This window comes from Pigmentiphaga sp. YJ18 (assembly GCF_038066655.1).
GTDB lineage: Bacteria > Pseudomonadota > Gammaproteobacteria > Burkholderiales > Burkholderiaceae_B > Pigmentiphaga.
In genome coordinates this window covers 261,299-284,109 of record NZ_JBBUKU010000003.1, presented here as the reverse complement: position 1 = coordinate 284,109, position 22,811 = coordinate 261,299, and the positions used below count along the sequence as shown (strand labels likewise).

Here is a 22,811-nt window from a genome sequence, read left to right as displayed (position 1 = left end):
GGAGCCCCGCATGCCCGCCGATATGCCCGACCTGCAATCCCTCTGGATGCCCTTCACCGCCAATCGCCAGTTCAAGGCCGCACCCCGGCTGCTGGTGTCGGCCAAGGGCATGTACTACACCGACGCCGACGGCCAGCGGATCCTGGACGGCACGGCCGGCCTGTGGTGCTGCAACGCCGGACACGGGCGCGAGGAAATCATCGAGGCCGTGCACGGGCAGATGCGCGGGTTGGACTATGCGCCGCCTTTCCAGATGGGGCATCCGCTGGCCTTCGAGGCGGCGCGGCGGCTGGCCGCGCTGATGCCGGCGGGGCTGGACCGTATCTTCTTCACGAACTCGGGGTCCGAGTCGGTCGATACCGCGCTCAAGATCGTGCTGGCCTACCACCGGGCGCGCGGCGAAGGCCAGCGCATGCGCTTCATCGGCCGCGAGCGGGGCTATCACGGCGTGGGGTTCGGCGGCATGTCGGTGGGCGGTATCGGTACCAACCGCAAGGCCTATGCGGGCAACCTGATGCCGGGCGTGGACCATCTGCCGGCCACGCTGAACCTCGCCGAGGCGGCGTTCACGCGCGGGCAGCCGGCCTGGGGCGCGCACCTGGCCGACGAACTGGAGCGCTTGCTGGCCTTGCACGATCCTTCGACGGTGGCGGGGGTGATCGTCGAGCCCATGGCCGGCTCGGCGGGCGTGCTCGTGCCGCCGCTCGGCTACCTGGAGCGCTTGCGCGAGCTATGCACGCGCCACGGCATTCCGCTGATCTTCGATGAAGTGATCACCGCCTTCGGCCGCTTGGGCGCGGCCACCGCGGCGCAGCGCTTCGGGGTGACGCCGGACCTGCTGACGATGGCCAAGGGGATCAACAATGCCGCCATTCCGATGGGCGCGGTGGCGATATCGCGGGAGATCCACGACACGATCATGGCGGCGGGGCCGGGCAACGCGATCGAGCTTTTCCACGGCTACACCTATTCGGGGCACCCCGCCGCGGCGGCGGCCGCGGTGGCCACGCTGGACCTGTACGAGAAGGAAGGGCTGTTCGCGCGCGCCGCGAGTCTGGAGCCGGTGTTCGAGTCGGCGGTTCACGGCCTGCGGGGAGCGCCGCACGTGAAGGACATCCGCAACATCGGGATGGCGGCGGCGATCGAACTGGAACCGCGCGCGGGGCAGCCGGGGGCGCGGGCCTACGAGGCGTTCCTGGCCTGCCTGAAGGCAGGGGTGCTGGTGCGGTTCACCGGGGACATCCTGGCGTTCTCGCCGCCGCTCATCATCGACGAGGAGCAGATAGGCGTGCTGTTTTCCGTGGTGAAGACGGCGCTGGATGCCGTGGGCTAACCAGGGCGCAGCGGATCCGGCTTTGCCGGTCCGCCAGCGCGTAGGGGGGTCAGCTATAGTCCGGCTGCTTCGCCGGCACGGCCTGCTGGAACGCGGGCTGCTGCTGGCAGTGCTCGTACACGGCCATCACCCGGGGGTAGGCCGAGGTGTCGCAGCCCATGCGCTGGGCGTTGCCGACCTGGGGGACCAGGCAGCAGTCGGCCAGCGTGGGGGCGTCGCCGAAGCAGTAGGGACCGGAGCCGTGGGCCTGGAGCAGGCGTTCGACGGCGGCCAGGCCGTCCTGGATCCAGTGGTCGTACCACGCCTTCTTCTGTTCCTCGGTGACGCCGATGACGTCGGTGAGGTACTTCAGGATGCGCAGGTTGTTGACCGGATGGATGTCGCAGGCGATGGCCAGCGAGACCTCGAGCACGCGGGCGCGCTGCATCTTGTCCTGCGGGATCAGGCGCGGCTCGGGATAGGTGGCGTCGAGGTAGTCGAGGATGGCCAGCGACTGCCCCAGTTGCACTTCGCCGTCGACCAGCAGCGGGACATTGGCCGAGGGGTTCCTGGCCACGTAGTCCGCCGCGCGGTGCTCCAGCTTGCGGATGTTGACGCCGTGGTACTCGTAGGCCAGGCCCTTGAGCGCCAGCGCGATGCGGACCCGGTACGAGGTCGAGCTGTTGAAGAAGCTATAGAGTTCCATATCGGCTCGTCCGGCCTCAGACCACGCGGACCTTCAGTTCGCCCAGGCCGGCCACGCCGCTTTCCATCAGGTCGCCCTTGACCACGGGGCCCACGCCTTCGGGGGTGCCCGTGAAAATCAGGTCGCCCGGTTCCAGGCGGAAGTACTTGGACAGGTAGGCCACCGTTTCCGCGATCGACCAGATCAGCTTGGAGGTGTCGCTGCGCTGCTTGTCCTGGCCGTTGACCTTGAGCCACAGCTCGGCCTTGTCCATGTCGCCGACGTCGGCGGCCTTGTGCAGCGGCGCGGTGGGCGCGCTCTGGTCGAAGGCCTTGCCGAGTTCCCAGGGGCGGCCGACTTCGCGCATCTTGATCTGCAGGTCGCGGCGGGTCATGTCCAGGCCGACGGCGTAGCCCCAGACGTGGCTCAGCGCCTGTTCGACCGGGATGTTGGAGCCGGCCTTGCCGATGGCGGCGACCAGTTCGATCTCGTAGTGGAAGTTCGAGGTCTCGGACGGGTAGGGCAGGTCCAGGGTCGTGCCGTAGGGCACGGCCACCACGGCGTCGGCAGGCTTGCAGAAGAAGAACGGCGGTTCGCGGTCGGGATCGAAGCCCATTTCGCGCGCGTGGGCGGCGTAGTTGCGGCCGACGCAGTAGACGCGGCGCACGGGGAATTGTTCGTTGCTGCCGACGACGGGCAGCGCGGTGACCGCTTCGGGTTGGAAGACGTACGACATGGGCGGGTAACCTTTGGTGGAGGGATGGGAAAAGGGATCAGGCGACGCGCTCTTCGCGCAGCAGCCCCAGCGCGGCCTGCACCGGACGATCAGAATAGCTGAATAGCACCGCGTCTTCGAGCGCGGCCAGTTGCACCGGTTTCCAGGGCGGCACGGAGAATACGTCGCGCGGCCCGAACTGGAAGACTTCGTCGCCGATGCGCACGCTGCCCTGGCCTTCGACCACGCTGAACACGGTGGAGTCCGAGGTGCGGTAGGTCTTGCCCTGGAAGCCGGCCGGCAGCCACTGCATGAAGGTCGCCATGGTGGGCATGGGGTAGCCGCCGGTGGCCGGGTTCACGTAGCGCAGCTTGACGCCGTCCCAGGGGTCGAGTTCGCCGCGGCGCGCCAGCTGGTCGAGGGCCTCGCGCGAGCGTTCGTAGGGATAGTTGAAGATGGGCGAGGACGTGCCGCTGAAGGTGTGGCGCACCGGCGCCATGTTGTAGCCGTAGCGGGCGAAGCTGTCCCCCTCGGGGCGCATGACGGGCTGCGAGGCCTCGGGGTAGTTTTCGGCGAAGCCGGCGTCCAGCGAGCGCAGCAGCGGGATGTCCAGGCCGTCGAGCCAGACCACCGGCTCGCCGCCTTCGGCCTCGGTGGGGTTGCCGTGGTCGTGCCAGGTCCAGGACGGCGTGATGATGAAGTCGCCGGGATGCATGGTGGTGCGTTCGCCGTTGACCGCCGTGTAGGCGCCCTTGCCTTCGACGATGAAGCGCAGGGCGGACTGGGTGTGGCGGTGGCTGGGGGCGATCTCGCCGGGCAGGATCAGCTGCAGGCCCGCGTACAGCGTCTGGGTGATGGCCGACTGGCCTTTCAGGCCGGGGTTCTCCAGGATCAGTACCCGGCGCACGGCTTCCTCGGCGCTGATGATGGAGCCCGACTCCATGACGTCGGCGCGCAGCTTCTCGTATTTCCAGATCGCGGGCACGCACTGCGGCTGCGGCTGGGGCGGGACGAGGGTATGCAGGGATTCCCAGAGGGGGCTCAGGTTCTTCTGCGCGATGCGGTCGTAGTAGTCGCGGCGCGCGGCATCGGGAGCGGTCTTGTCGAGCATGGATGTCTCCGTGTCTGGCGGAATGGCGCGGAGTGCCCCCGCAGCCGTGGTTTCGGCCATTGTATGCGTCGAGGTATGCAAATCGATATGAAATTATCTTATCAACCATATCAATAAAAATATGGCTTGCGGCATGTAGGCCGGCTCATCCATGCACCAACCGGAGGGCCGGGACTAGAATCGTCGATGATGCCGACCAGCGTGAGCCCCCTATGACCTATTGTGTGGCGACGCGCGTGGACCAGGGGCTGGTGTTCCTGGCGGACACGCGTACCAACGCGGGCGTGGACCACGTCAGCACCTTCCGCAAGATGACCGTGTTCGAGCAGCCCGGCGAGCGCGTCATGGTGTTGCTGACGGCGGGCAACCTGGCGCTGACCCAGTCGGTCGCGCAGCTCCTGTCGCAGCCGTCCGACCCGGACCTGTCCACGCCATGGAACGTGCCCAACATGTTCGAGGCGGCTTGCCTGGTGGGGCGGGCGGTGCGCGAGGTCCACCGCATGCACGGCAGCGCGCTGAACGATTTCAACATCGAGTTCAATTGCAGCTTCCTGCTGGGCGGCCAGATCCGGGGGCAGCCCATGCGGCTGTTCCAGATCTACGCGGCGGGCAACTTCATCGAGGCTTCGACCATGAGCCCGTATTTCCAGATCGGCGAGGCCAAGTATGGCAAGCCCATCCTGGACCGGGTGCTGACGCCGTCGATGCCGCTGGACGAGGCGGCCAAGTGCGCGCTGATCTCGATGGATTCCACGCTGCGCTCGAATGTGTCGGTCGGCCTGCCGCTGGACCTGCTGGTGTACGAGAAGGACAGCCTGCGCGTGACCAAGTTCGCGCTGATCGACCACGACAACGACTACTTCCGGATGATCCATTCGTCGTGGGGCGAGCGGCTCCGGCAGGTGTTCGCCGAGATTCCCGACCCGCAGTGGGCGCCGGTTTCGGCGCTGCCCCACGGCAAGTCGCCGATGCGCTCCGAGCCGCCGCTGGCGCCGGGGCACGGGCCCTACAAGTCGGTGCACGAGCCCGCCCTGGCACAGACCCTGGCGCAGTCGCCGGGGCGTCAGCCCGGGCCGGACTAGGGCCTGTTCCCCCTAGGCGATGGGCGTCAGCGCGTTTTCCAGCGCCTGGGCGGTCAGCGGCCGCGAGAACCAGAACCCCTGCGCTTCGTCGCAACCCAGTTCGCCCAGCCGGCGGGCGTGGGCGGCGGTCTCCACGCCTTCGGCGGTGACCTTGATGCCCAGCGCGTGGGCCATGCCTATGATGGCGCTGATGATGGCGTCGCCGTTCTTGACCGACGAGATCGCGCGTACCAGCGAGCGGTCGATCTTGATGCGGTTGACCGGGAAGCGCGCCAGGTAGGCGAAGCTGGAATAACCGGTGCCGAAGTCGTCGATCGCGATAGCCACGCCCAGCTTGCGCAGGCTTTGCAGCGTGTCCGAGACCTGGCGGGTATTGTCCAGCAGCAGCCCCTCGGTAATCTCGAGTTCCAGGCAGCCCGGCGGCAGATGCCAGCGTTCGAGGGCGGAGGCGACCACGCCGTAGAGCTTGCGGTCGCGCAACTGCGTGGGAGAGATATTGATCGCCATGCACGGCGACTGGCCGAACTTGGCGTGCAGGCGCACGGCCTGCTGACAGGCGGTGTCGATCACCCAGGCGCCCAGTTCGTCCATCAGGCCCAGGTCTTCGGCCATGGGGACGAACTCGGAGGGACCGACGGCGCCCAGCCGCGGGTGCTGCCAGCGCAGCAGGGTCTCGGCGCGGGTGATGTGGCCGGTGCCCAGGTCGACCTGCGGTTGGTAGGCCAGCGAGAACTGGCGCGTTTCCACCGCCTCGCGCAGCAGCGTCTCGAGATGGTTGCGGCGCGCCGACTGCGTCTGCATGCCGAAATCGAAATGGCGGGCGGTGCCGCCGCCGCTGCGGCTGGCCGCGTGCAGGGCCAGCAGGGCGCGCTGCAGCAGGGCCCGGGCATCGTTGCCGGCCGTGGGATGGGAGCTGACCCCGATGCTGGCGGTGACGTGCAGCGTTGCCGAGGCGAACGGGATGGGCCGCGAGACTTCCGCCATCAGCGCGGTCTCGCGCTCGACGGACAGCGTGTTGCGGCCGGTGGAGATCATGACGAACAGCGAGCCGCGCATCAGTCCGAGCACGTGCTCGTCGCCGCACAGGCGCTTCAGGCGGGACGCCACCTGCTTGATGGCGGTGTCGGCGGCGGCATGGCCGAGGGTGTCGCGCAGCTTGCGCAGGTTGTCCAGCTCCAGCAGTACCAGCAGGACCGGATCGCTGCCGTTTTTCGCGCGTTCCAGCGCCAGTCCCAGGCGCTCTTCCAGCAATTCCTGGTTGGGCAGGCCCGTCAGGGGATCGTGGTGCAGCAGGTGCCAGAGCTGCAGGCCATTGCGGGGGCGGCGGGAGTTGTCGAAGACCGTGCCCACGTAGCCGGCGGTCTGGCCATCGGCCTGGGTCAGCCGGCTCAGGGCCAGCGTGACGGTGACGCGGGCGCCGTTGCGGCGCATATAGGTCCAGTCGGCTTCCGCCCCCTGGCTGGCGATCATTTCGGAGTCGGGGTGCAGGCCGACGATGTCGCGCACCGGCGGCGAGGCCAGTTCGCCCTGGCGCAGCGCCAGTTCGGACGGGTCGTGAAGCGCGTCGAAACGCAGCTTGCCGATCAACTGGCCGGCGGAATAGCCGGTGATGCGCTCGTAGGCGGGATTCACCATGGTAAACACGCCATGCGCATCGCACATGAATATGCCGCAGGGAGCCGACTGCATCGCCAATTGATAGGCGGTGGCGGTCCATTGCTGAGCGGACCACGCCGTCGTGGTGCCCGCATCGTTGTGCACGGTCTCATTCCTCCACGACCAGGACATTCTGTCGTGCCGGCCCCGCCGGCACGGCATCTATTGAATCACAAGCGGCCACGGCGCGGCAGGCGATGATGGCGCTACGCCACGACTTTTCAGGGATCTCCCTTGGTGGCGCGTTCGGGGGGCGGCTTTTTTTCGCCGCCGGGCCGCCCCAAGGCAAAAAAACGCCCCCTCGGGGGCAGCGGGAAGGCCGGCCCGGCCTCAGGCTTTCAGCCGGGCATCCATCGTGATCTGCGCGTTAAACAGCTTGGACACCGGGCAGCCCGCCTTGGCCGCGTTGGCGGCTGCCTCGAAGGCGGCCTGGGCGGCGCCGGGAATGGCGGCCTCCACGTCCAGGTGGACCGCCGTGATCGAGAAGCCATCGCCCACCTTGTCCAGCGTGACCGTGGCCGTGGTCGCTATGCTTTCCGCCGTCATGCCCGCCTTGCCCAGCTCGGCGGACAGGGCCATCGAGAAGCAGCCGGCGTGGGCCGCCCCTATGAGTTCCTCGGGATTGGTGCCCTTGCCGCCCTCGAAGCGGGTATGGAAGCTGTAGGGCGTTTGCGACAGCACGCCGCTCTCGGTGCTGAGCGTGCCATTGCCATCCTTGATGCCGCCTTTCCAGACTGCCGAAGCCGATTTCTTCATGAATGCCTCCTGGTTGACAGAGCCGTCCAGCTTAACGCCGGGCGGCCGGCGCGGGCCGGGAGGGAATCGCAAGCGGCTGTAACGCCTTGAGGCGCGGGGCTGTCAAACTACAATCCACGCGATGCACGGAACACGAACGGACATGACGCGGAACGCCGCGGCGGACACGCGGGCCGCCGTGCCGCTGCGCGTGCTGCGCGCGGTCGCCGCGGTGGCGCAGGCAGGCGGCGTGACCCCGGCCGCGCTGGCGCTGCACCAGTCCGCCTCGTCCGTGACGCGGGCCATCCAGGAGGCGGAGTCGCTGCTGGGCATACGCCTGTTCGACCGTGGCGCGCGAGGCATGGCCGCCACGCCGGCGGGCGAAGTCCTGGCGCTGCGGGTCGCGCGCGCAATGGCCTTGCTGCGCGCGGCCGCGGAAGGGCTGCGGCTGCGCGGCGCGCCGGCGTCGGTCATGGCGCTGCCGCGACTGGTCGGCGACACTTCGCTGGCGGCGCTGGCCTTGCGCGCCGACCATGCCACCGAAGGCGCCGCGGCGGATGCGCTGGGCATTTCCCAGTCGGCGCTGCACCAGGCGCTGCGCCGGCTCGAGCACCTGGCCAAGCTGCCGTTGTTCGAGCGCACGCGGATCGGCACGCGGCTGAACGAATCGGGCCGCTGGCTGCTGCTGCACGCGCGCCGGGCCGTGGCCGAGATCCGCATCGGCCACGAGGAACTGGCGCGCTGGCGAGGCCTGGGCGGGCGTCGCGTATCGATAGGCTCGCTGCCCATGACGGGCGACGTGCTGGTGCCGCGCGCGGCCGCGCTCGCGATCGGCGCCGAGTCCGATATTTCCCTGACCATCAAGGGCGGCACCTACGAAGCGCTGACCGAGATGCTGCGCGCCGCCGACATCGATTTCATGGTCGGTCCCCTGCGCGGAGCCGCGCTGGCGGCCGACTTCGTCGAAGAGGTGTTGTTCATCGATCGCTTCGTCGCGGTCGTGCGTGCCGGCCATCCGCTGCTGGCGCGCCGCCGGCGTCCCTCGCTGCGCCAGCTGGCGGCCTATCCCTGGGTCGGGCCCTTGCCCGGCACGCCCGCGCAGCGGGTGTTCGACCACCTGTTCGCGCAGGCGGGCATCCCCATGCCCGGCGTTTCCATGCAGGCCCACAGCACGGCGGTGGTGCGGTCCGTCCTGCTGTCGGGCGACCACGTGGCGCTGGTCTCGCCGCTGCAGGTCAGGGCGGAGGTGGCGGCCGGCCTGCTGGTCCATGCATGCGGTCCCCTGGCCGGCACGGAGCGCGGCATCGGCATCACCCAGCGGCGGGACGCCCTGGCGTCGTCGGCCTGCCTGGCCGCCATGGCGGCCTTGCGCCAGGCGGCGGCGGAGGCCATTGTCACACCCATCGATAAGTAGAACGCAACGCAGGATCCCCAACACGCAAGGCTGGGCTCGCATCGGCAGGGGTGCAGTTCGTATACTGCCCGGCAAGGAAAACCTCCGGCGCTGCGTGGCGGCTTCACGCGATGCACGGCCGGTGGAAACGACAAGAAAACAGGGGAGACCACGACATGTGGAATAGCTTGCGCGCAACGATTTTCCTGACGGTCCCGGCCATCATGGCCTGCGCGGCCACCAGCGCGGTCCACGCGCAGGATGCCGCCGCCAATTATCCGAATCGGCCATTGCGTCTGGTGGTGCCTTTCACGCCGGGTGGGTCCACCGACATCCTGGGACGCACCATCGGCCAGCAACTGAACCAGGCCTGGGGCCAGGCAGTGGTGGTCGAGAACGTGCCGGGCGCCGGCGGCAGCATAGGCGCGGACAAGGTCGCCAAGGCGCCCGCCGACGGCTACACGCTGTTGATGGGCCACATCGGCACGCTGGCCGTGACTCCTTCGCTGTACACCAAGCTGCCTTATGACCCGATCAAGGCCTTCGCCGCCGTAGCCTGGGTGGCGCGCGTTCCCAACGTGCTGGTGGTGCATCCCTCGGTCCAGGCGAAGAGCCTGCAGGAACTGGTCGCCTATGCCAAGGCTCACCCCGACGCGATCAACTACGGATCCGGCGGCAACGGCAGCGCCGCCCACATCGCCACCGAATACCTCAAGCTGCAAAGCGGGGCGAGCATGCAGCACGTGCCCTACAAGGGCACCGCGCCAGCGGTCAACGATCTCGTCGCCGGCCACATCAAGGTCATGTTTACCGGCGTGCCCGCGGTGATCGCGCAGATCAAGGCCGGCCAGCTGCGGCCGATCGCGGTATCCTCGCCCCAGCGCGTGAAGATGCTGCCCGACGTGCCCACCGTGGCCGAGAGCGGTTATCCGGGCTTCGAGGCGGACCAGTGGTATGGCGTGGTCGCGCCGGCGGGCACGCCGCGCGAAGTGGTGGCCAAGCTGAACAAGCAGATCAACCAGTCCCTGTCGTCGCCCGAGATCGAGCAACGCCTGGCCAGCGAAGGCGCCGAGGCCACGCCCAACCCGCCCGAGGTCTTTGCCAAACTGATCAACGCCGAGATCGCCCGCTGGCGGCCGGTGATCGAGAAGGGCGGCGTCAAGGTGGATTGATCGTTCTTTCCGCAACGACAGGACCAAGGGCCCGGCGTGTTCGCGTCGGGCCCTTGTTGCGTTGCCGATACGCCTGCCGTCATGCCGCTGTCACCCGATGACGCGGGAGCCGCGATAGATCGGCCCGCGCCAGCGGTCTGCCTGGGCGTCGGTGGAAAGCGTTACATCTGAGAAGGTAAAACATTCGCGAAAATCGGCTGGCAGCGAAGGCCATGGATTAAGCTTTGCCCAACCTCACTTCAAATGGAGGGCATGATGCTCGAGTGGCTTCGTAGGTGGGTACTGAGTCACGCCCCGACCCCGGAAAGAGAAGCAGAAAAGGCGCTGAACGAGGCGCGGCTGGCGCTGTATCGCGCCGAGCAGCGGGTTCGCGATGCGATCATGTACGCGGAGTACTACCGCGAGCGGGTCAGCTTCCTGAAGCGGGTCAAGGAAGAAGGCATCGAGAACGTGACCGACGTGCGGGCCATGCGTCCGTATGGGGGCCAGGCCGGAGGTTCGCAGGCGACGCTGCGGCTGCATCCGAAGGCGGTCACGAACGAGTAGCCGCGCACCGCTGGTTCGCAAGCAAGATACCGACCGCGCGGCGGCAAAAAAAAGCCTCCGCTCTGGGAGGCTTCATGGCAACCATCCGAGGATGGTTGGTAGGGTGGGAGGGACTCGAACCCTCGACTCTCTGATTAAAAGTCAGATACTCTAACCAACTGAGTTACCACCCCACGTACTCACGGAGTTCGCTGTTCGATCAACTGAACTTGCGACCCGAAGCCCAAAATTATGGCAACCCAAAGACTCTTTGTCAAATGAAAAAGGCCGGTATATCCGGCCTTTTTCATTTGAGCGGGTATCGCGTCACTTCAGCAGTTCGAGGCGATCCTTCGCGGTCTGCGCGGCGGGCACGCCGGGATAGTCGCGCACGATGCGTTCGAGCGTGGTGCGCGCACCGCGCCGGTCGTTCAGTTCGACCTGGCTGCCGGCGATGACCAGCAGCGCGTCGGGCGCGCGGACGTTGGTGGGAAAGTTCTTGACCAGCGCCTGCTGCTGCGTGATGGCCGCCTTGTAGTCCTTGAGCGCGTAGTGGCTGCTGCCGACATAGAACTGCGCGGCGGGCGCGTACGGGCTCTGGGGGTACTGGCGGACGAAGTTCGACAGGGCGGGGATGGCGTCGGCGTAGTTGCCGTTGCGGAACAGGTCGATGGCGGCGTCATAGGCGCGCTTCTCGTCGGCGCCCACGGTGGCCTGCTGGCCGTCTATCGAGGCCGTCTGGGGTTCGAGGCGCTTGAGGCGCGTGTCGAGGTCCAGGTAGATGTCTTTCTGGGCTTGCTGGGTGTCGGCCACCTGCTTGGTCAGAATTTCGATCTGACCGCGCAGGCGGGCGATTTCCTGCTGCAACTGCTCGATCTGCGAGGCAAGCTGCAACTGGCTGCGCTGGCTCTGGGCCAGGTCGTCGGTCAGTTTGCGGCCTTGCTGGTCGGACCGCTCGCGCACTTCCTTGCGCAGGTCGATGATGGCCTGGCGCGCCTCGTCGTCGGAGAACAGGGCCGCGTGGGCCGAGAAACCCGTCAAGCTGGCGCCGATGCAGGCGGTGGCGGCCAGCAGCCGGAGGCGGGAAGTGCGGAGCGTCATGAGGGCGGATCCTTAGCGGTAGGCGATGTCGGCGCGGCGGTTCTCGGCGCGCGAGGCTTCATCCGTGCCGGTGGACTTGAGCTTTTCCTTGCCGAAGCTGATGGCTTCGACCTGGTCGTCGCGCACGCCCAGCAGCACCATCATGCGGCGCACGGCTTCGGAACGGCGCTGGCCCAGGGCCAGGTTGTATTCGCTGCTGCCGACGTCGTCGGTGTTGCCTTCGATCACGACCTTGCGGTTGCGGTTGTTGTTCAGGAAGCGCGAGTGGTTTTCGACGATGGGACGGTACTGGTCCTTGACCACGTAGCTGTCGAAGTCGAAGTACACCGAACGCTGGGCCAGCACGCCCTTGGGATCGTTCAGCGGATCCAGGCCCTGCTGGGTGGTGTCGACGCGGGCGACGCCGTTGGGGTTGGCGCCGGTGTTCTGGCCGGAGCGGTCTTCGACCGGGACGTTGCTGCTCTCATCGAGCTTGACGGGGCTGCTGCAAGCCGAGACTACCGCGACAACGCTCGCCACGACGAACATTTTGAATGCACGAGTAGACATGATTTTTCCTTGGGTTCCGAGGGACGATAGTGGGTTGGAAAAGACGATGACCAGACCGAAACGTGATCCTAAAGTGTCACATGAGCCCCACGGCGCGCAAGGTTGCAAGACGTGACAACGATGCGGCGCCGCGACAGCGGGGCCCTTTTCAGGTAATCAATTGTTCAGGAAAGGCCCCCAGGTGGGTTCGCGTACGTCACCGTTGAGCACCGACAGAGTCTGGGTAACGCGACCGTCGCTCGAAACCGCAGCCAGCACACCGCGGCCGGACTGCGATGTTGCATAAAGAATCATCTTTCCGTTGGGGGCAAAGCTGGGGGATTCGTCCCGGCCGCCGTTGGTGAGGACGAGCTCATTACCGGTGGCGAGGTCTAGGGAAGCTATCTGGAAGCCGGCGCGGCGGGTGACGTACAGCAAGGTTTTGCCATCAGGCGACAACTGGGGAGAAATATTGTAAGTCCCTTTGAACGTGACGCGCTCGACTTGATTGTTGTCCACGTTCAGCCGGTAGATCTGCGGGCTGCCGCCACGGTCGCTGGTGAACAGAATGCCACGGCCATCGGGCGTGAAAGTAGGTTCCGTATCGATGCCGGGAGACTGGGTCAGCCGGCGCAGGCCCGAGCCGTCGGCGTTCAGCATGTACAGCTGGGACAGGCCGTCGCGGGTCAAAACGACCGCCAGGCGGTTGCCATCGGGCGCCCACGCCGGGGCGCTGTTATTGCCCTTGAAATTGGCAACCGGTATCCGTTGGCCCGTGGTGATAGTGTGCACATACACAACAGGCTTGCGCGATTCGAAGCTTACATAGGCCAGGCGGGTGCCGTCGGGCGACCAGGAGGGCGAGATGATGGGCTCGCGCGAGCGCAGGGCCGTCTGGGCGTTCTGGCCGTCGGCGTCGGCGATCTGCAATTCGTAGATGTTGTCGCGCTTGAGCACGTAGGCGATGCGTGTTGCGAAAATGCCACGATCACCGGTCAGCTTCTCGTAGATGCGGTCGGCGATCTGGTGCGCGGTGCGACGCATTTCATTGGCGCCCGAGGCGAAGGCCACGCCGTCGATCTGGGCCTGCTTGACCGTGTCGACCAGGCGATAGCGAACGTCGTAGCGGCCATCGCTGGTGCGTTGCACGCTGCCCACGGCCAGCGCGTCGGCGCCGCGGGTCTTCCAGGCGGCAAAGCCGATGACGGCCGAGTCCGACAGCGGGGTGTCGCCGGCATCGATGATGCGGAACAGGCCGGTGCGGTTCAGGTCGGCGCGGATGATTTCCGCGATCGCCTTGCCCTGCGGATCGGCCGACTCGAAGTTGGCGATGGCCACCGGATACTGGTTGGCGCCGGCGCCCGAGATCTGGACGGTGAGCTGGGCGCGGGCCGGGGCGGCGCCCAGGGCGAAGGCCGTCGCGGCCAGCGCCGCGGCGCATTGCAGGAGCCGCCGTCCTAGCCGGCTGCCGAGGTCACGCAGGCGAGCGCTGCCGGACAGGGCGGACGAGGGGGGGAAAGCGGGATTTGCAAATGTCATCAGTCGAACATCCGATATTGAACTTCTATGTTGGACTCGTACCGGCCGGAAGACGGCCGCGGGAAGGGGTCGCAACGCCGGATACCGGTCTCGACCGCGCGATCGAAAGCCGGGACGCCGGAGGAGCGGACGAGGCGCGGCGCGCCCGCCTGGTCCCCGGTGGGTAGCAACTGGACCCGGAACACGGCTGTGGGGTTCCCGCCGGAGGAACTGCCACTTGCACTATAAATGACTCCGGGTTTGATGCAAGCGCGCACCAGATCCGCATAGCCGGGGTCGCCCCCGCCGCCGCCCGCCTGGTTGCGGTTGGCGGTGCCGCCCTCGCGGCCGCCTTCCAGGCCGGCCGCGCGCGCGGTGTCGTTGCGGAAGGCTTCGCGCAGCTTGCGGTCGCGCTCGGCCTGGGCCTTCTTGTCGGCAGCGGCCTTCTTGTCGGCGGCAGCCTTGTCGGCCGCGGCTTTCTTCTCGGCGGCGGCCTTGTCGGCGGCCAATTGGTCGGCCTTTTTCTTGTCGGCTTCGCGCTGTTCGGCTTCCTTCTTTTCTTGCGCGCGCTTGTCGGCCTGCTTCTTTTCTTCCAGCCTCTGCAGTTCGCGCTTGCGCTCGGCCTCGCGCTCTTCGGCTTCGCGCCGTTCAGCCTCGCGGCGCTTCTTTTCCTGCTCGATGGCGATGTCGGGCTTCTCCTGCGTCACCTTGGGTTCAGGCGGCGGAGGCGGTGGCGGGGGCGGCTTGACAGGCTCGGGTTGCGGTTCGGGCGTGGGGGTGGGCGGCTCGGGCTGGTTGGGCGCGGGCAGCGCCGTCCACAGTTCGGCCTGGACCGGCCCCGGCGAGCGCCGGTTCCAGTCCAGGCTGAAGATCAGGGCGGCGGCCAGCAGCACGTGCATCAGCACCGCCAGGCCGAAGGATTTCCACTTGCCGGGTTCCGGCGGTCGTCGGAGAGGTCGGTTGGATCGGTCGTTGGGCGCCATGGGCAATCAGGAGCCTTGTTGCTTGACCAGCAGGCCGACCCGCTTGACGCCCTGGCGCTGCAGGTCGTCCATGACTTTCAGCACGGACTCGTATTGCGCCTTGCGGTCGGCGGAGATGACGACGGGCTGGTCGGGATGTTCGGACTGGCGTTCGCGCGCGAGGCGGGCGAGGTCGTTGCGCGGGACGGCATGCGGCGTGCTGTCGCCGCGCTCGCGGTCGCGGATGGTGACATTGCCGTCGGCGGCCAGGATGATCTCGAGCGGCTTGACCGGTACCTGCGAGGCCTTGCCCACCGTGGGCAGGTCGATCAGGCCCGGCGACATCATGGGCGCGGTAACCATGAAGATCACCAGCAGCACCAGCATGACGTCGATGTACGGGACGACGTTGATCTCGTTCATGGAGCGGCGCCCACCTCGGCCGCCGCGGTTGCTGGAGCGGTTCGAGGGCATCAGCGCACCTGTCGTTGCAGGATGTTCAGGAACTCGTCGATGAAGCTGTCGAAGCGGATGGACAGCCGGTCGATGTCGTGCGAGAACCGGTTGTAGGCGACCACCGCGGGAATGGCGGCGAACAGGCCGATGGCCGTGGCCACCAGCGCTTCGGCGATGCCGGGCGCGACGCTGGCCAGCGTGGCCTGTTCGACGTTGGCCAGGCCGCGGAAGGCGTGCATGATGCCCCAGACCGTGCCGAACAGGCCGACGTAGGGGCTGACGGAGCCGGTGGAGGCCAGGAAGGCGAGGTGGGATTCGAGCGAGTCCATCTCGCGCTGGTAGGCGGCCCGCATCGCGCGGCGGGAGCCGTCCAGCAGCGTGTTGACGTCGCTCAGCTTGCTCTGGCGGCCCTTGACGAATTCGGCCATGCCGGCCTCGAAGATGCGCGCCAGCGCGCCTTGTTCGCCGCGCCGCGTGGTGACCGCCTGGTGCAGCATGTTCAGGTCGCCGCCGGACCAGAAGTCGGCCTCGAAGCGCTCGGTCTGCTGCTTGGCGCGCTTGATGGCGAAGTGCTTGCGGAAGATGTAGGTCCAGGACATCAGCGACACGATGGCAAGGATGGCCATCACGCACTGGACGGTAAAGCTTGCCTGGGTGATCAGGGACAGGATGGACATATCCTGGTTGACGTTCATGCAGAGTCCTTTGGGGGGCGAAAGAGGATGCCTGAAGGGTTGATGTCGGGGTTAATCGGTTGCGGGTTCCGCCGCGAGCGGCGCGAGCGCCCGGACGAGATCGGGCGGCAGCGCGCGCGGCCGCAGCGTCGCGCGATCGACGCATCCTACCTGGACCTTGCCGGTCGCGAGCAGTTCATCGCCACGTTCGCAAAACTGCAGGAAATCGATGGAGGCCTTGCCCAGGCGGGAGACCTGGCTGCGTATCGTCAGGCTGTCGTCCAGGGCGGCTGGCCGCCGATACTGGGTGTCGATGCCGCGCACGACGAAGATGCAGCCGGTCAGGTCCGCCAGCGCCCGCTGTTCGACGCCCAGCGCGCGCAGCCACTCGGTGCGGGCGCGTTCGAAGAACTTGAGGTAGTTGGCGTAGTAGACCACGCCGCCGGCGTCGGTATCTTCGTAGTAGACCCGGATCGGAAACCGGAAATCTTCACTGGCGGGTTGGAGCACGAGGCGGAACCTTGGACGAGTCTGGCGAGCTGAGGCCGATGAAGCCCCTGGGGCGAAATTGTAAACAACCCGCCGGTCCGGGGCATCCGGCCACCATGCGGGCATTGTGCCAAATGTGACGGCTTGTAAAGCGGGAAACTTTAGCGCGCCAGGGCCGTCAGACGCCAGGAAGCGTTGATTGCAAGCCTGTGCGGCTTCGGGTGCGTGGGTGGCGCCGTCCGGGTTATCGACGCTTCCACCCTTCTTTTATAGGCCGGGCGATTCTGCACCGAGCTGTCATGGCCGCGTCATCGACGCCGTTCATGATCTCGTCCGACTTGATGTCAACTGTGCCCTGCACAGTCGAACCCGTGACCTGGGGGATGCCCAGCACGGGTTTTGTTTTTGTACCCCCCTACGCGCTTACGCGCGCCCAGTATGGTGAGCCCCCAGCCGCTACGCGGCAGCCCCCCAAGGGGGCCGGGACCCGCCTTGGGGCGGCCCGGCGCCGGGTCCCGGGGGCGATGCGGGTGGACCGCCGGATCCGCCGCATCCTGGGTCTGCCTCGATCATTTCCGTATCAACTGGAAAACAGATCGCCGCCGGTTTGCGTGGGCGGGGTCAGGCCCAGGTGGCGGTACGTGCCCTGGGTGGCGATGCGGCCGCGCGGGGTGCGTTGGACGTAGCCGTGCTGGATCAGGTAGGGCTCGATCACGTCCTCGATGGTGTCGCGTTCCTCGCCGATGGCGGCGGACAGGCTGTCCAGCCCCACGGGGCCGCCGTCGAACTTGTAGACGATGGCTTCCAGCAGCTTGCGGTCCATGATGTCCAGGCCGGCCGGGTCGACGTCCAGCATGGACAGGGCGGCGTGGGCGACTTCGCCGGTGATGCGGCCGCCGGCCTTGACCTCGGCGTAGTCGCGCACCCGCCGCAGCAGCCGGTTGGCGATGCGGGGCGTGCCGCGCGAACGGCGCGCGATCTCGCGGGCGCCGTCCTCGGCGATGGCGGCGTTGAGCAGGCCGGCGCTGCGGGTCACGATGGAGGACAGCTCGTCGGCGGTGTAGAACTCCAGGCGCGCGATGATGCCGAAGCGGTCGCGCAGCGGGTTGGTCAGCATGCCCGCGCGGGTGGTGGCGCCGACCAGCGTGAAGGGCTGCAGGTCGAGCTTGACGCTGCGGGCGGCGGGGCCTTCGCCGATCAGGATGTCGATCTGGAAGTCTTCCAGCGCGGGGTACAGGATTTCCTCGACCACCGGGGACAGGCGGTGGATCTCGTCGATGAAGAGGACGTCGTTGCGTTCGAGATTGGTCAGCAGGGCCGCGAGATCGCCCGGCCGCTCCAGCACCGGTCCGGAGGTCTGGCGCAGCTGGACGCCCATCTCGCGCGCGACGATGTGGGCCAGCGTGGTCTTGCCCAGGCCCGGCGGGCCGAACAGCAGGACGTGGTCCAGCGATTCCTGGCGCTTGCGCGCGGCGGCGATGAAGATCTCGAGCTGTTCGCGGATGCGGCGCTGGCCGACGTATTCGTCGAGCGCCTTGGGGCGCAGCGCGCGTTCGATGGCCTCTTCGTTGGGGGACGAGGCGCGTGGAGAGATCACCCGCATGTCGGGGGCGTCGTCTCGGATGGAAAGCTTGTCGGGCTGGATCGCCATGGGGGTATTCTGCCTTGAACTGCGGGTATGTTAGCCCGTTCCGCGCCGGGCTGCGGGCGCCGCCGCCGGCTTAGTAGTCCAGCCGTCCGTACAGTTCGCCGAAGGGCACCATGACGTGCTCGCGATAGGGCGCGCGCTGCTGCAGCCGCTGGTACCAGGCCCTGACGTGGGGCACGTCGGGCCGGGCGATGTCCAGGCCGAAATAGCGGTACAGCGCCGTGCCGGCGGGAATGTCGGCCAGGGTCAGTTGCGCGCCGCCCAGAAAGGGCTGGTTCGCCAGCCGCGCATCCAGCAGGCGGAAATAGCCGGCGCATTCCTCGACGCGGGCGCGGATCCGGTCGGGGTCGCGCAAGGGCTCGGGCGTCCGGTAGTAGCCCCAGAACACGCCGGTCAGGAAGGCGGGTTGCAGCGAGGTGTGGGCCCAGTCCATCCAGCGTTCGGCCTGCGAGCGGGCGGCCGGGTCGGCCGGCCAGAAGTCCGGTGCGCCATGGCGGGCCGCCAGGTAGCGCAGAATGGTGTGGGATTCCCAGACCACGGCGCCGTCGTCGTCGATGACCGGCACCCTGCCGTGGGGGTTCAGCGCGCGGAATTCCGGCGTGTCGATCAGGCCATGCTCGCCGCCGGCGGGGATGTGTTCGTAGGCCAGCCCCAGTTCGTTCGCGAACCAGAGCACCTTCTGCACATTGAACGAGTTGCGCCGTCCCCAGATCCTGAGCATGCGGCCTCCGTCGGCGCGCCTAGCGGGCCAGCGCCTTGAGCGCCTGCTTGATGCCTTCCGAGACGCCCACGCCGGCCGGCAGGTTCTTCACCGAGGCCACGGCCTCGCGTTCGGAATAGCCCAGCGCCACGAGCGCGTTGAGAATGTCGGTCTGGCCGTCGACCACCACGTGGCCGGCCGCGGCCCCCAGGTCGGCGCCCAGCTTGCCCTTGAGTTCCAGCAGCAGCCGTTCGGCCGTCTTCTTGCCTATGCCCGGCACGCGGGTCAGGCGGCCGGCCTCCTGCAGGGTGACGGCCTGCGACAGCTCGGCTACCGTCATGCCCGACAGCACGGCCAGCGCGATCTTGGCGCCCACGCCGCTGACCTTGATGAGTTCGCGGAAGGTGACGCGTTCGGCCGCGGTGCCGAAACCGTACAGCACGTGGGCATCCTCGCGTATGGCCAGGTGGGTGAGCAGCGTCACCCGGGCCCCGAGTTCGGGCAGGGAATACAGCGTGCTCATCGGCACGTCCAGTTCATAGCCCACGCCGTTCACGTCCAGGCAGACGGTGGGCGGTTGTTTCTCGACCAGCGTTCCGGTCAGGCGTCCGATCATGAATTCACCTTGGCGACTTGTCTTCGCGCGTCATACTAATCTTCCGGCCCGCAGCCGGGTACCGCGGCGGGCGAAGGCGGGATGGCTGCCGTGTTCGCGCAGGCGGTCGGCCATGGGCGAGACGTGCGCATGGCAGATGGCGCAGGCCAGCGCGTCGGCGGCATCGGCCGCGGGGGCGCCGTCCAGCGCCAGCAAATGTTGCACCATGGACTGCACCTGGGTCTTGGCGGCGCGTCCGGTGCCGACCACCGATTTCTTGATCTGCAGCGCAGTGTATTCGTGCACCAGCAGTCCGGTGTCGGCCAGCGCGCACAGCGCCGCGCCGCGCGCCTGGCCCAGCAGCAGCGTCGAGGCGGGGTTGGTGTTGACGAAGACCTTCTCGACGGCGGCGAAATCGGGCGCGGTGTCGCGCACGACCTGCCGCAGGTTGTCCAGGATGATCTTGAGCCGCGCCGACAGGTCGTCGTCGGCGGGCACCACGATGGTCCCGCTGGCGACATAGCGCAGCCGCGGCCCCTCCGATTCGATCACGCCGAACCCCGTACGCCGCAACCCCGGATCCACCCCAAGAATACGCATAACGTCAGCCTACCCCGGATCCAGGGCGCCGAGGATCCGGCTCCGCCGGTCCGCCAGCGCCGCCCCCGGGACCCGGCGCCGGGCCGCCCCAAGGCGGGTCCCGGCCCCCTCGGGGGGCTGTCGCGTAGCGGCTGGGGGCTCACCATGCCGGGCGCGCGTCAGCGCGTAGGGGGGGGCCATCTCTAGTGGCGGAAGTGGCGGGTGCCCGTGAGCACCATCGCGATGCCGCGTTCGTCGGCCGCCGCGATGACCTCCGCGTCCCGCATGCTGCCGCCGGGCTGGATGACGCAGCTCGCGCCCGCGTCCACGACCACGTCCAGGCCGTCGCGGAACGGGAAGAAGGCATCGGAGGCCACGGCCGAACCCTTGAGCGACAGGCCGGCGTTCTCGGCCTTGATCGAGGCGATGCGGGCGGAGTCGACGCGGCTCATCTGGCCGGCGCCCACGCCCAGCGTCATGCCGCCGCCCACGAACACGATGGCGTTGGACTTGACGAACTTGGCCACCTTCCAGGCGAACAGCAGGTCGTCCATCTGGGCCTCGGTGGGCGCGACCTTGGTGACGACCTTGAGCTGGTCGCGCGCGACGTTGAACGAATCGGGCTGCTGCACCAGCCAGCCGCCGCCCACGCGCTTGACGTCGAAGGCGTTCACGCCGTCGCCCATCGGGATTTCGAGCAGGCGCACGTTCTGCTTGGCGGCGAAGATCTCCAGCGCGCCGGCCTCGTAGGCGGGGGCCAGCAGCACTTCGACGAACTGCTTGCTGACCGCCTGCGCGGTGGCAGCGTCCACGGGGCGGTTGAAGGCGATGATGCCGCCGAAGGCGGACGTGGGATCGGTCTTGAACGCCTGCTGGTAGGCGTGGAGCGCGTCGGTCGACACCGCCACGCCGCACGGGTTGGCGTGCTTGACGATGACGCAGGCCGGCGCGTCGAAGGTGCGCACGCATTCCCAGGCGGCATCGGCGTCGGCGATGTTGTTGTAGGAAAGCTCCTTGCCCTGCAACTGGCGGTAGTTGGCCAGCAGGCCGGCGGCCGGCGCGGTGTCGCGATAGAAGGCCGCGGACTGGTGCGGGTTCTCGCCGTAGCGCATGGCCTGGCTCTTGGCGGCCTGGAAGCTCAGGATCTCGGGATAGGCCTCGCGCGCCGGCACGGCCTCCTGGGCCGGCGCGTCGGTCAGGCTGGTCAGGTAGTTGGCGATCGCGCCGTCGTACGAGGCGGTATGGGCGAACACCTTCTTGGCCAGGTTCAGGCGCAGGGCGTAGGACGTGGCGCCGGTGGCATCCATTTCCTTCAACACCTGGGCGTAGTCGGCCGGATCGATGACGACCGTGACGCCGCCGGCTTCGGTGCCGTGGTTCTTGGCCGCGGCGCGCAGCATGGCCGGCCCGCCGATGTCGATGTTCTCGACGGCGTCGGCGAAGGTGCAGTCGGGCTTGGCGACGGTCTCGCGGAAGGGATAGAGGTTCACCACCAGCAGGTCGATGCGGCCGATGCCGTGGCCGGCGATGGCGTCCAGGTGCGCCTGGGCGTCGCGGCGGGCCAGCAGGCCGCCGTGGATCTTCGGATGCAGCGTCTTGACGCGGCCGTCCATCATCTCGGGAAAGCCGGTGTAGTCGGAGACTTCCTGCACGGGCAGGCCGGCCTGGGCCAGCAGCTTGGCCGTGCCGCCGGTGGACAGCAGTTGCACGCCGCGGTCGTGCAAGGCCCTGGCGAAGTCGACGATGCCGGATTTGTCGGAAACGGAAAGAAGCGCGCGTTCGATTTTCATGGGTGTGGGGCAGAATGGCGTGCCAGGGCCGGCACGGGACAATGGGGATAAAGGGGCCGGGTCAGAGCTTGATCTGATAGTGGTCGAGCTTCTTGCGCAGGGTATTGCGGTTGATGCCCAGCATCTCGGCGGCGCGCGATTGGTTGCGGTCGGCCTTCTCCAGCACGACCTCCAGCATGGGGCGCTCGACGGCCGTCAGCACCATGTCCCAGATGCCGCTGGTCGTCTCGCCTTCGAGATCCTTGAAGTAGCGGTCCAGGGTGTGGCGTACGCACTCTTCAAGCGTATGTTCTTTCATTGGGTTGTTTCCTTGATGCGCGGTCTAGGCGGCCAGCCGCGAGGCTGGCGTGTCGATCGGGTGATCGAACCAGTCGGCCACCGCCTGCCATTGGTCGCGCGTGTTTTCTATCAAATTCAGCTGCGCACAGAACTGCGGCCCTCCCGGCAGCGAGCCCAGATACCAGCCGATATGCTTGCGCGCGGTCCGCACGCCCGTGTATTCGCCGTAGAAACGGTAGTGGTCGTCGAGGTGCTGCAGCAGCAGTTCGCGCATTTCCGCCTGCGTGGGAGCGGGCAGGCGGGTTCCGGTGCGCAGGTAATGGTCGATTTCCCGGAACAGCCAGGGCCGGCCCTGGGCCGCCCGGCCGATCATGACGGCGTCGGCGCCGGTTGCATCCAGCACGCGCCGCGCCTTTTCGGGCGAGTCGATGTCGCCGTTGGCGATGACGGGAATGGCGAGCTCGGCCTTGACCGCGGCGATGGTCTCGTATTCCGCCTCGCCCATGTAGAGGTCCTCGCGGGTGCGGCCGTGCAGGGCCAGGGCCGCGATGCCGATGTCCTGCGCGCGCTGCGCGACCCGCAGCACGTTGCGGTCGGCCCGGCGCCAGCCGGTGCGGGTCTTGAGCGTGACGGGCACGCCCAGCGGCTCGCAGGCGCGCACGACGGCCTCCAGGATGCGGGCGACCAGGTCCTCGTCGCGCAGCAGGGCCGAGCCGGCGGCCACGTTGCAGACCTTCTTGGCCGGACAGCCCATGTTGATGTCGATGATGCGGGCGCCCTTGCCGACGTTGAAGACGGCGGCCTGCGCCATCATTTCGGGGTCGCTGCCGGCGATCTGCACGGCGATGGGATCGCTTTCGCCTTCATGGTCCAGGCGGCGCGAGGTCTTGACGCTGTTCCACAGCCGCGGATTGCTGGCGGCCATCTCGGACACGGCATGGCCGGCGCCCAGCCGCTTGCACAGCTGGCGGAACGGACGATCCGTCACGCCTGCCATGGGAGCGACGAAAACGTTGTTCGGAAGGTCGTAGGGGCCGATGCGCATGACTGAATGCGCCGTCAGCCCTGTTCATCGGGGATGCGGCGCGTGAGGCAAAAATGTCCGA

General features: G+C 67.7%; 24 protein-coding genes and 1 tRNA gene. 5 read left to right on the top strand and 20 right to left on the bottom strand.

The features are described from left to right. The first annotated feature begins 10 nt into the window (after positions 1 to 10). A complete protein-coding gene (locus WKR98_RS21135) occupies positions 11 to 1,333 on the top strand; it encodes an aspartate aminotransferase family protein (protein ID WP_124690746.1) in 1,323 nt (440 codons plus the stop codon). Positions 1,334 to 1,382: 49 nt separating this feature from the next. Here WKR98_RS21135 and maiA read toward each other — a convergent pair whose 3' ends face one another. The 3 genes from maiA to gtdA are packed head-to-tail and all read right to left on the bottom strand — an operon-like array spanning position 1,383 to position 3,823. Beyond that, positions 1,383 to 2,018 carry a maleylacetoacetate isomerase gene (maiA, locus tag WKR98_RS21130; RefSeq protein ID WP_124690745.1) on the bottom strand — a complete coding sequence of 212 codons (636 nt, stop codon included), beginning with the start codon at positions 2,016 to 2,018 and terminating at the stop codon, positions 1,383 to 1,385. Between the two features lie 16 nt (positions 2,019 to 2,034). After that, positions 2,035 to 2,733 carry a fumarylacetoacetate hydrolase family protein gene (locus WKR98_RS21125; protein WP_124690744.1) on the bottom strand — a complete coding sequence of 233 codons (699 nt, stop codon included), beginning with the start codon at positions 2,731 to 2,733 and terminating at the stop codon, positions 2,035 to 2,037. 37 nt (positions 2,734 to 2,770) lie between these two features. After that, the gene (gene gtdA, locus WKR98_RS21120; protein ID WP_124690743.1) at positions 2,771 to 3,823 is read right to left on the bottom strand and encodes a gentisate 1,2-dioxygenase; all 1,053 of its coding nucleotides are present in this window, start codon (positions 3,821 to 3,823) and stop codon (positions 2,771 to 2,773) included. A 212-nt stretch (positions 3,824 to 4,035) separates the two neighbouring features. On the opposite strand from gtdA, the gene WKR98_RS21115 reads away from it, so the two are divergent. Then, entirely contained in the window at positions 4,036 to 4,905 is an 870-nt protein-coding gene (locus WKR98_RS21115; protein ID WP_341434603.1) for a proteasome-type protease, read from the top strand. Between the two features lie 12 nt (positions 4,906 to 4,917). Here WKR98_RS21115 and WKR98_RS21110 read toward each other — a convergent pair whose 3' ends face one another. After that, entirely contained in the window at positions 4,918 to 6,666 is a 1,749-nt protein-coding gene (locus tag WKR98_RS21110) for a sensor domain-containing protein (protein WP_161567894.1), read from the bottom strand. Positions 6,667 to 6,891: 225 nt separating this feature from the next. Continuing rightward, positions 6,892 to 7,317 (bottom strand): OsmC family protein, encoded by a 426-nt coding sequence (locus WKR98_RS21105; RefSeq protein ID WP_341434602.1) that lies wholly within the window; start codon positions 7,315 to 7,317, stop codon positions 6,892 to 6,894. Positions 7,318 to 7,459: 142 nt separating this feature from the next. Between WKR98_RS21105 and WKR98_RS21100 the strand changes: the two genes are divergently transcribed. From WKR98_RS21100 to WKR98_RS21090, 3 genes are all read left to right on the top strand, one after another. Next, the gene (locus WKR98_RS21100; protein ID WP_341434601.1) at positions 7,460 to 8,710 is read left to right on the top strand and encodes a LysR family transcriptional regulator; all 1,251 of its coding nucleotides are present in this window, start codon (positions 7,460 to 7,462) and stop codon (positions 8,708 to 8,710) included. A 203-nt stretch (positions 8,711 to 8,913) separates the two neighbouring features. Next, on the top strand, positions 8,914 to 9,861 hold the full coding sequence (locus WKR98_RS21095; RefSeq protein ID WP_341434702.1) for a Bug family tripartite tricarboxylate transporter substrate binding protein: 948 nt from the start codon (positions 8,914 to 8,916) through the stop codon (positions 9,859 to 9,861). A 255-nt stretch (positions 9,862 to 10,116) separates the two neighbouring features. After that, complete coding sequence (locus tag WKR98_RS21090) at positions 10,117 to 10,407, top strand: hypothetical protein (RefSeq protein WP_192901766.1); 291 nt, start codon at positions 10,117 to 10,119, stop codon at positions 10,405 to 10,407. Between the two features lie 96 nt (positions 10,408 to 10,503). Here WKR98_RS21090 and WKR98_RS21085 read toward each other — a convergent pair. From WKR98_RS21085 to dusB, 15 genes are all read right to left on the bottom strand, one after another. Then, positions 10,504 to 10,580 (bottom strand) — tRNA-Lys (locus WKR98_RS21085). Positions 10,581 to 10,713: 133 nt separating this feature from the next. Further along, positions 10,714 to 11,487 carry a tol-pal system protein YbgF gene (ybgF, locus tag WKR98_RS21080; RefSeq protein WP_341434600.1) on the bottom strand — a complete coding sequence of 258 codons (774 nt, stop codon included), beginning with the start codon at positions 11,485 to 11,487 and terminating at the stop codon, positions 10,714 to 10,716. A 12-nt stretch (positions 11,488 to 11,499) separates the two neighbouring features. After that, on the bottom strand, positions 11,500 to 12,036 hold the full coding sequence (locus tag WKR98_RS21075; RefSeq protein WP_124690736.1) for an OmpA family protein: 537 nt from the start codon (positions 12,034 to 12,036) through the stop codon (positions 11,500 to 11,502). Positions 12,037 to 12,192: 156 nt separating this feature from the next. Next, a complete protein-coding gene (gene tolB / locus WKR98_RS21070) occupies positions 12,193 to 13,554 on the bottom strand; it encodes a Tol-Pal system beta propeller repeat protein TolB (RefSeq protein ID WP_124690735.1) in 1,362 nt (453 codons plus the stop codon). Then, positions 13,554 to 14,516: a cell envelope integrity protein TolA gene (tolA, locus tag WKR98_RS21065; protein ID WP_341434599.1), complete on the bottom strand. Its 963-nt coding sequence runs from the start codon at positions 14,514 to 14,516 to the stop codon at positions 13,554 to 13,556. Before tolA ends, tolB begins: the two co-directional genes overlap by 1 nt. A 6-nt stretch (positions 14,517 to 14,522) precedes the next feature. Then, positions 14,523 to 14,969: a protein TolR gene (gene tolR, locus WKR98_RS21060; protein ID WP_124690733.1), complete on the bottom strand. Its 447-nt coding sequence runs from the start codon at positions 14,967 to 14,969 to the stop codon at positions 14,523 to 14,525. Continuing rightward, positions 14,969 to 15,646, bottom strand: coding sequence for a protein TolQ (gene tolQ, locus WKR98_RS21055; RefSeq protein WP_124690732.1), 678 nt, complete (start codon positions 15,644 to 15,646; stop codon positions 14,969 to 14,971). The genes tolR and tolQ overlap by 1 nt, the downstream gene beginning before the upstream one ends. Before the next feature lie 51 nt (positions 15,647 to 15,697). After that, positions 15,698 to 16,135, bottom strand: coding sequence for a tol-pal system-associated acyl-CoA thioesterase (ybgC, locus tag WKR98_RS21050; RefSeq protein WP_238160152.1), 438 nt, complete (start codon positions 16,133 to 16,135; stop codon positions 15,698 to 15,700). Positions 16,136 to 16,694: 559 nt separating this feature from the next. Further along, positions 16,695 to 17,765, bottom strand: coding sequence for a Holliday junction branch migration DNA helicase RuvB (gene ruvB, locus WKR98_RS21045; RefSeq protein ID WP_124690730.1), 1,071 nt, complete (start codon positions 17,763 to 17,765; stop codon positions 16,695 to 16,697). A gap of 70 nt (positions 17,766 to 17,835) precedes the next feature. Next, on the bottom strand, positions 17,836 to 18,483 hold the full coding sequence (locus WKR98_RS21040) for a glutathione S-transferase family protein (protein ID WP_341434598.1): 648 nt from the start codon (positions 18,481 to 18,483) through the stop codon (positions 17,836 to 17,838). A 19-nt stretch (positions 18,484 to 18,502) separates the two neighbouring features. Beyond that, the gene (gene ruvA, locus WKR98_RS21035) at positions 18,503 to 19,078 is read right to left on the bottom strand and encodes a Holliday junction branch migration protein RuvA (protein ID WP_341434597.1); all 576 of its coding nucleotides are present in this window, start codon (positions 19,076 to 19,078) and stop codon (positions 18,503 to 18,505) included. 30 nt (positions 19,079 to 19,108) lie between these two features. Continuing rightward, positions 19,109 to 19,657, bottom strand: coding sequence for a crossover junction endodeoxyribonuclease RuvC (gene ruvC, locus WKR98_RS21030; protein WP_124690727.1), 549 nt, complete (start codon positions 19,655 to 19,657; stop codon positions 19,109 to 19,111). A gap of 182 nt (positions 19,658 to 19,839) precedes the next feature. Then, positions 19,840 to 21,426 (bottom strand): bifunctional phosphoribosylaminoimidazolecarboxamide formyltransferase/IMP cyclohydrolase, encoded by a 1,587-nt coding sequence (gene purH, locus WKR98_RS21025; RefSeq protein ID WP_341434596.1) that lies wholly within the window; start codon positions 21,424 to 21,426, stop codon positions 19,840 to 19,842. Positions 21,427 to 21,487: 61 nt separating this feature from the next. Beyond that, positions 21,488 to 21,724 carry a helix-turn-helix domain-containing protein gene (locus WKR98_RS21020; protein ID WP_124690725.1) on the bottom strand — a complete coding sequence of 79 codons (237 nt, stop codon included), beginning with the start codon at positions 21,722 to 21,724 and terminating at the stop codon, positions 21,488 to 21,490. Positions 21,725 to 21,748: 24 nt separating this feature from the next. Then, complete coding sequence (gene dusB / locus WKR98_RS21015; RefSeq protein ID WP_124690724.1) at positions 21,749 to 22,750, bottom strand: tRNA dihydrouridine synthase DusB; 1,002 nt, start codon at positions 22,748 to 22,750, stop codon at positions 21,749 to 21,751. Positions 22,751 to 22,811 lie beyond the last annotated feature (61 nt).

Excerpts from the sequence above, each read along its gene's own strand:
- tolQ (WP_124690732.1), bottom strand. The coding sequence starts at position 15,646 with ATGAACGTCAACCAGGATATGTCCATCCTGTCCCTGATCACCCAGGCA.
- WKR98_RS21095 (WP_341434702.1), top strand. The coding sequence starts at position 8,914 with ATGGCCTGCGCGGCCACCAGCGCGGTCCACGCGCAGGATGCCGCCGCC.
- ruvC (WP_124690727.1), bottom strand. The coding sequence starts at position 19,657 with ATGCGTATTCTTGGGGTGGATCCGGGGTTGCGGCGTACGGGGTTCGGC.
- WKR98_RS21125 (WP_124690744.1), bottom strand. The coding sequence starts at position 2,733 with ATGTCGTACGTCTTCCAACCCGAAGCGGTCACCGCGCTGCCCGTCGTC.
- ruvB (WP_124690730.1), bottom strand. The coding sequence starts at position 17,765 with ATGGCGATCCAGCCCGACAAGCTTTCCATCCGAGACGACGCCCCCGAC.
- WKR98_RS21105 (WP_341434602.1), bottom strand. The coding sequence starts at position 7,317 with ATGAAGAAATCGGCTTCGGCAGTCTGGAAAGGCGGCATCAAGGATGGC.
- WKR98_RS21075 (WP_124690736.1), bottom strand. The coding sequence starts at position 12,036 with ATGTCTACTCGTGCATTCAAAATGTTCGTCGTGGCGAGCGTTGTCGCG.
- WKR98_RS21135 (WP_124690746.1), top strand. The coding sequence starts at position 11 with ATGCCCGCCGATATGCCCGACCTGCAATCCCTCTGGATGCCCTTCACC.
- WKR98_RS21100 (WP_341434601.1), top strand. The coding sequence starts at position 7,460 with ATGACGCGGAACGCCGCGGCGGACACGCGGGCCGCCGTGCCGCTGCGC.
- dusB (WP_124690724.1), bottom strand. The coding sequence starts at position 22,750 with ATGCGCATCGGCCCCTACGACCTTCCGAACAACGTTTTCGTCGCTCCC.
- tolR (WP_124690733.1), bottom strand. The coding sequence starts at position 14,969 with ATGCCCTCGAACCGCTCCAGCAACCGCGGCGGCCGAGGTGGGCGCCGC.
- maiA (WP_124690745.1), bottom strand. The coding sequence starts at position 2,018 with ATGGAACTCTATAGCTTCTTCAACAGCTCGACCTCGTACCGGGTCCGC.
- WKR98_RS21020 (WP_124690725.1), bottom strand. The coding sequence starts at position 21,724 with ATGAAAGAACATACGCTTGAAGAGTGCGTACGCCACACCCTGGACCGC.
- WKR98_RS21090 (WP_192901766.1), top strand. The coding sequence starts at position 10,117 with ATGCTCGAGTGGCTTCGTAGGTGGGTACTGAGTCACGCCCCGACCCCG.
- tolB (WP_124690735.1), bottom strand. The coding sequence starts at position 13,554 with ATGACATTTGCAAATCCCGCTTTCCCCCCCTCGTCCGCCCTGTCCGGC.
- gtdA (WP_124690743.1), bottom strand. The coding sequence starts at position 3,823 with ATGCTCGACAAGACCGCTCCCGATGCCGCGCGCCGCGACTACTACGAC.
- ruvA (WP_341434597.1), bottom strand. The coding sequence starts at position 19,078 with ATGATCGGACGCCTGACCGGAACGCTGGTCGAGAAACAACCGCCCACC.
- WKR98_RS21115 (WP_341434603.1), top strand. The coding sequence starts at position 4,036 with ATGACCTATTGTGTGGCGACGCGCGTGGACCAGGGGCTGGTGTTCCTG.
- purH (WP_341434596.1), bottom strand. The coding sequence starts at position 21,426 with ATGAAAATCGAACGCGCGCTTCTTTCCGTTTCCGACAAATCCGGCATC.
- tolA (WP_341434599.1), bottom strand. The coding sequence starts at position 14,516 with ATGGCGCCCAACGACCGATCCAACCGACCTCTCCGACGACCGCCGGAA.
- WKR98_RS21040 (WP_341434598.1), bottom strand. The coding sequence starts at position 18,483 with ATGCTCAGGATCTGGGGACGGCGCAACTCGTTCAATGTGCAGAAGGTG.
- ybgF (WP_341434600.1), bottom strand. The coding sequence starts at position 11,487 with ATGACGCTCCGCACTTCCCGCCTCCGGCTGCTGGCCGCCACCGCCTGC.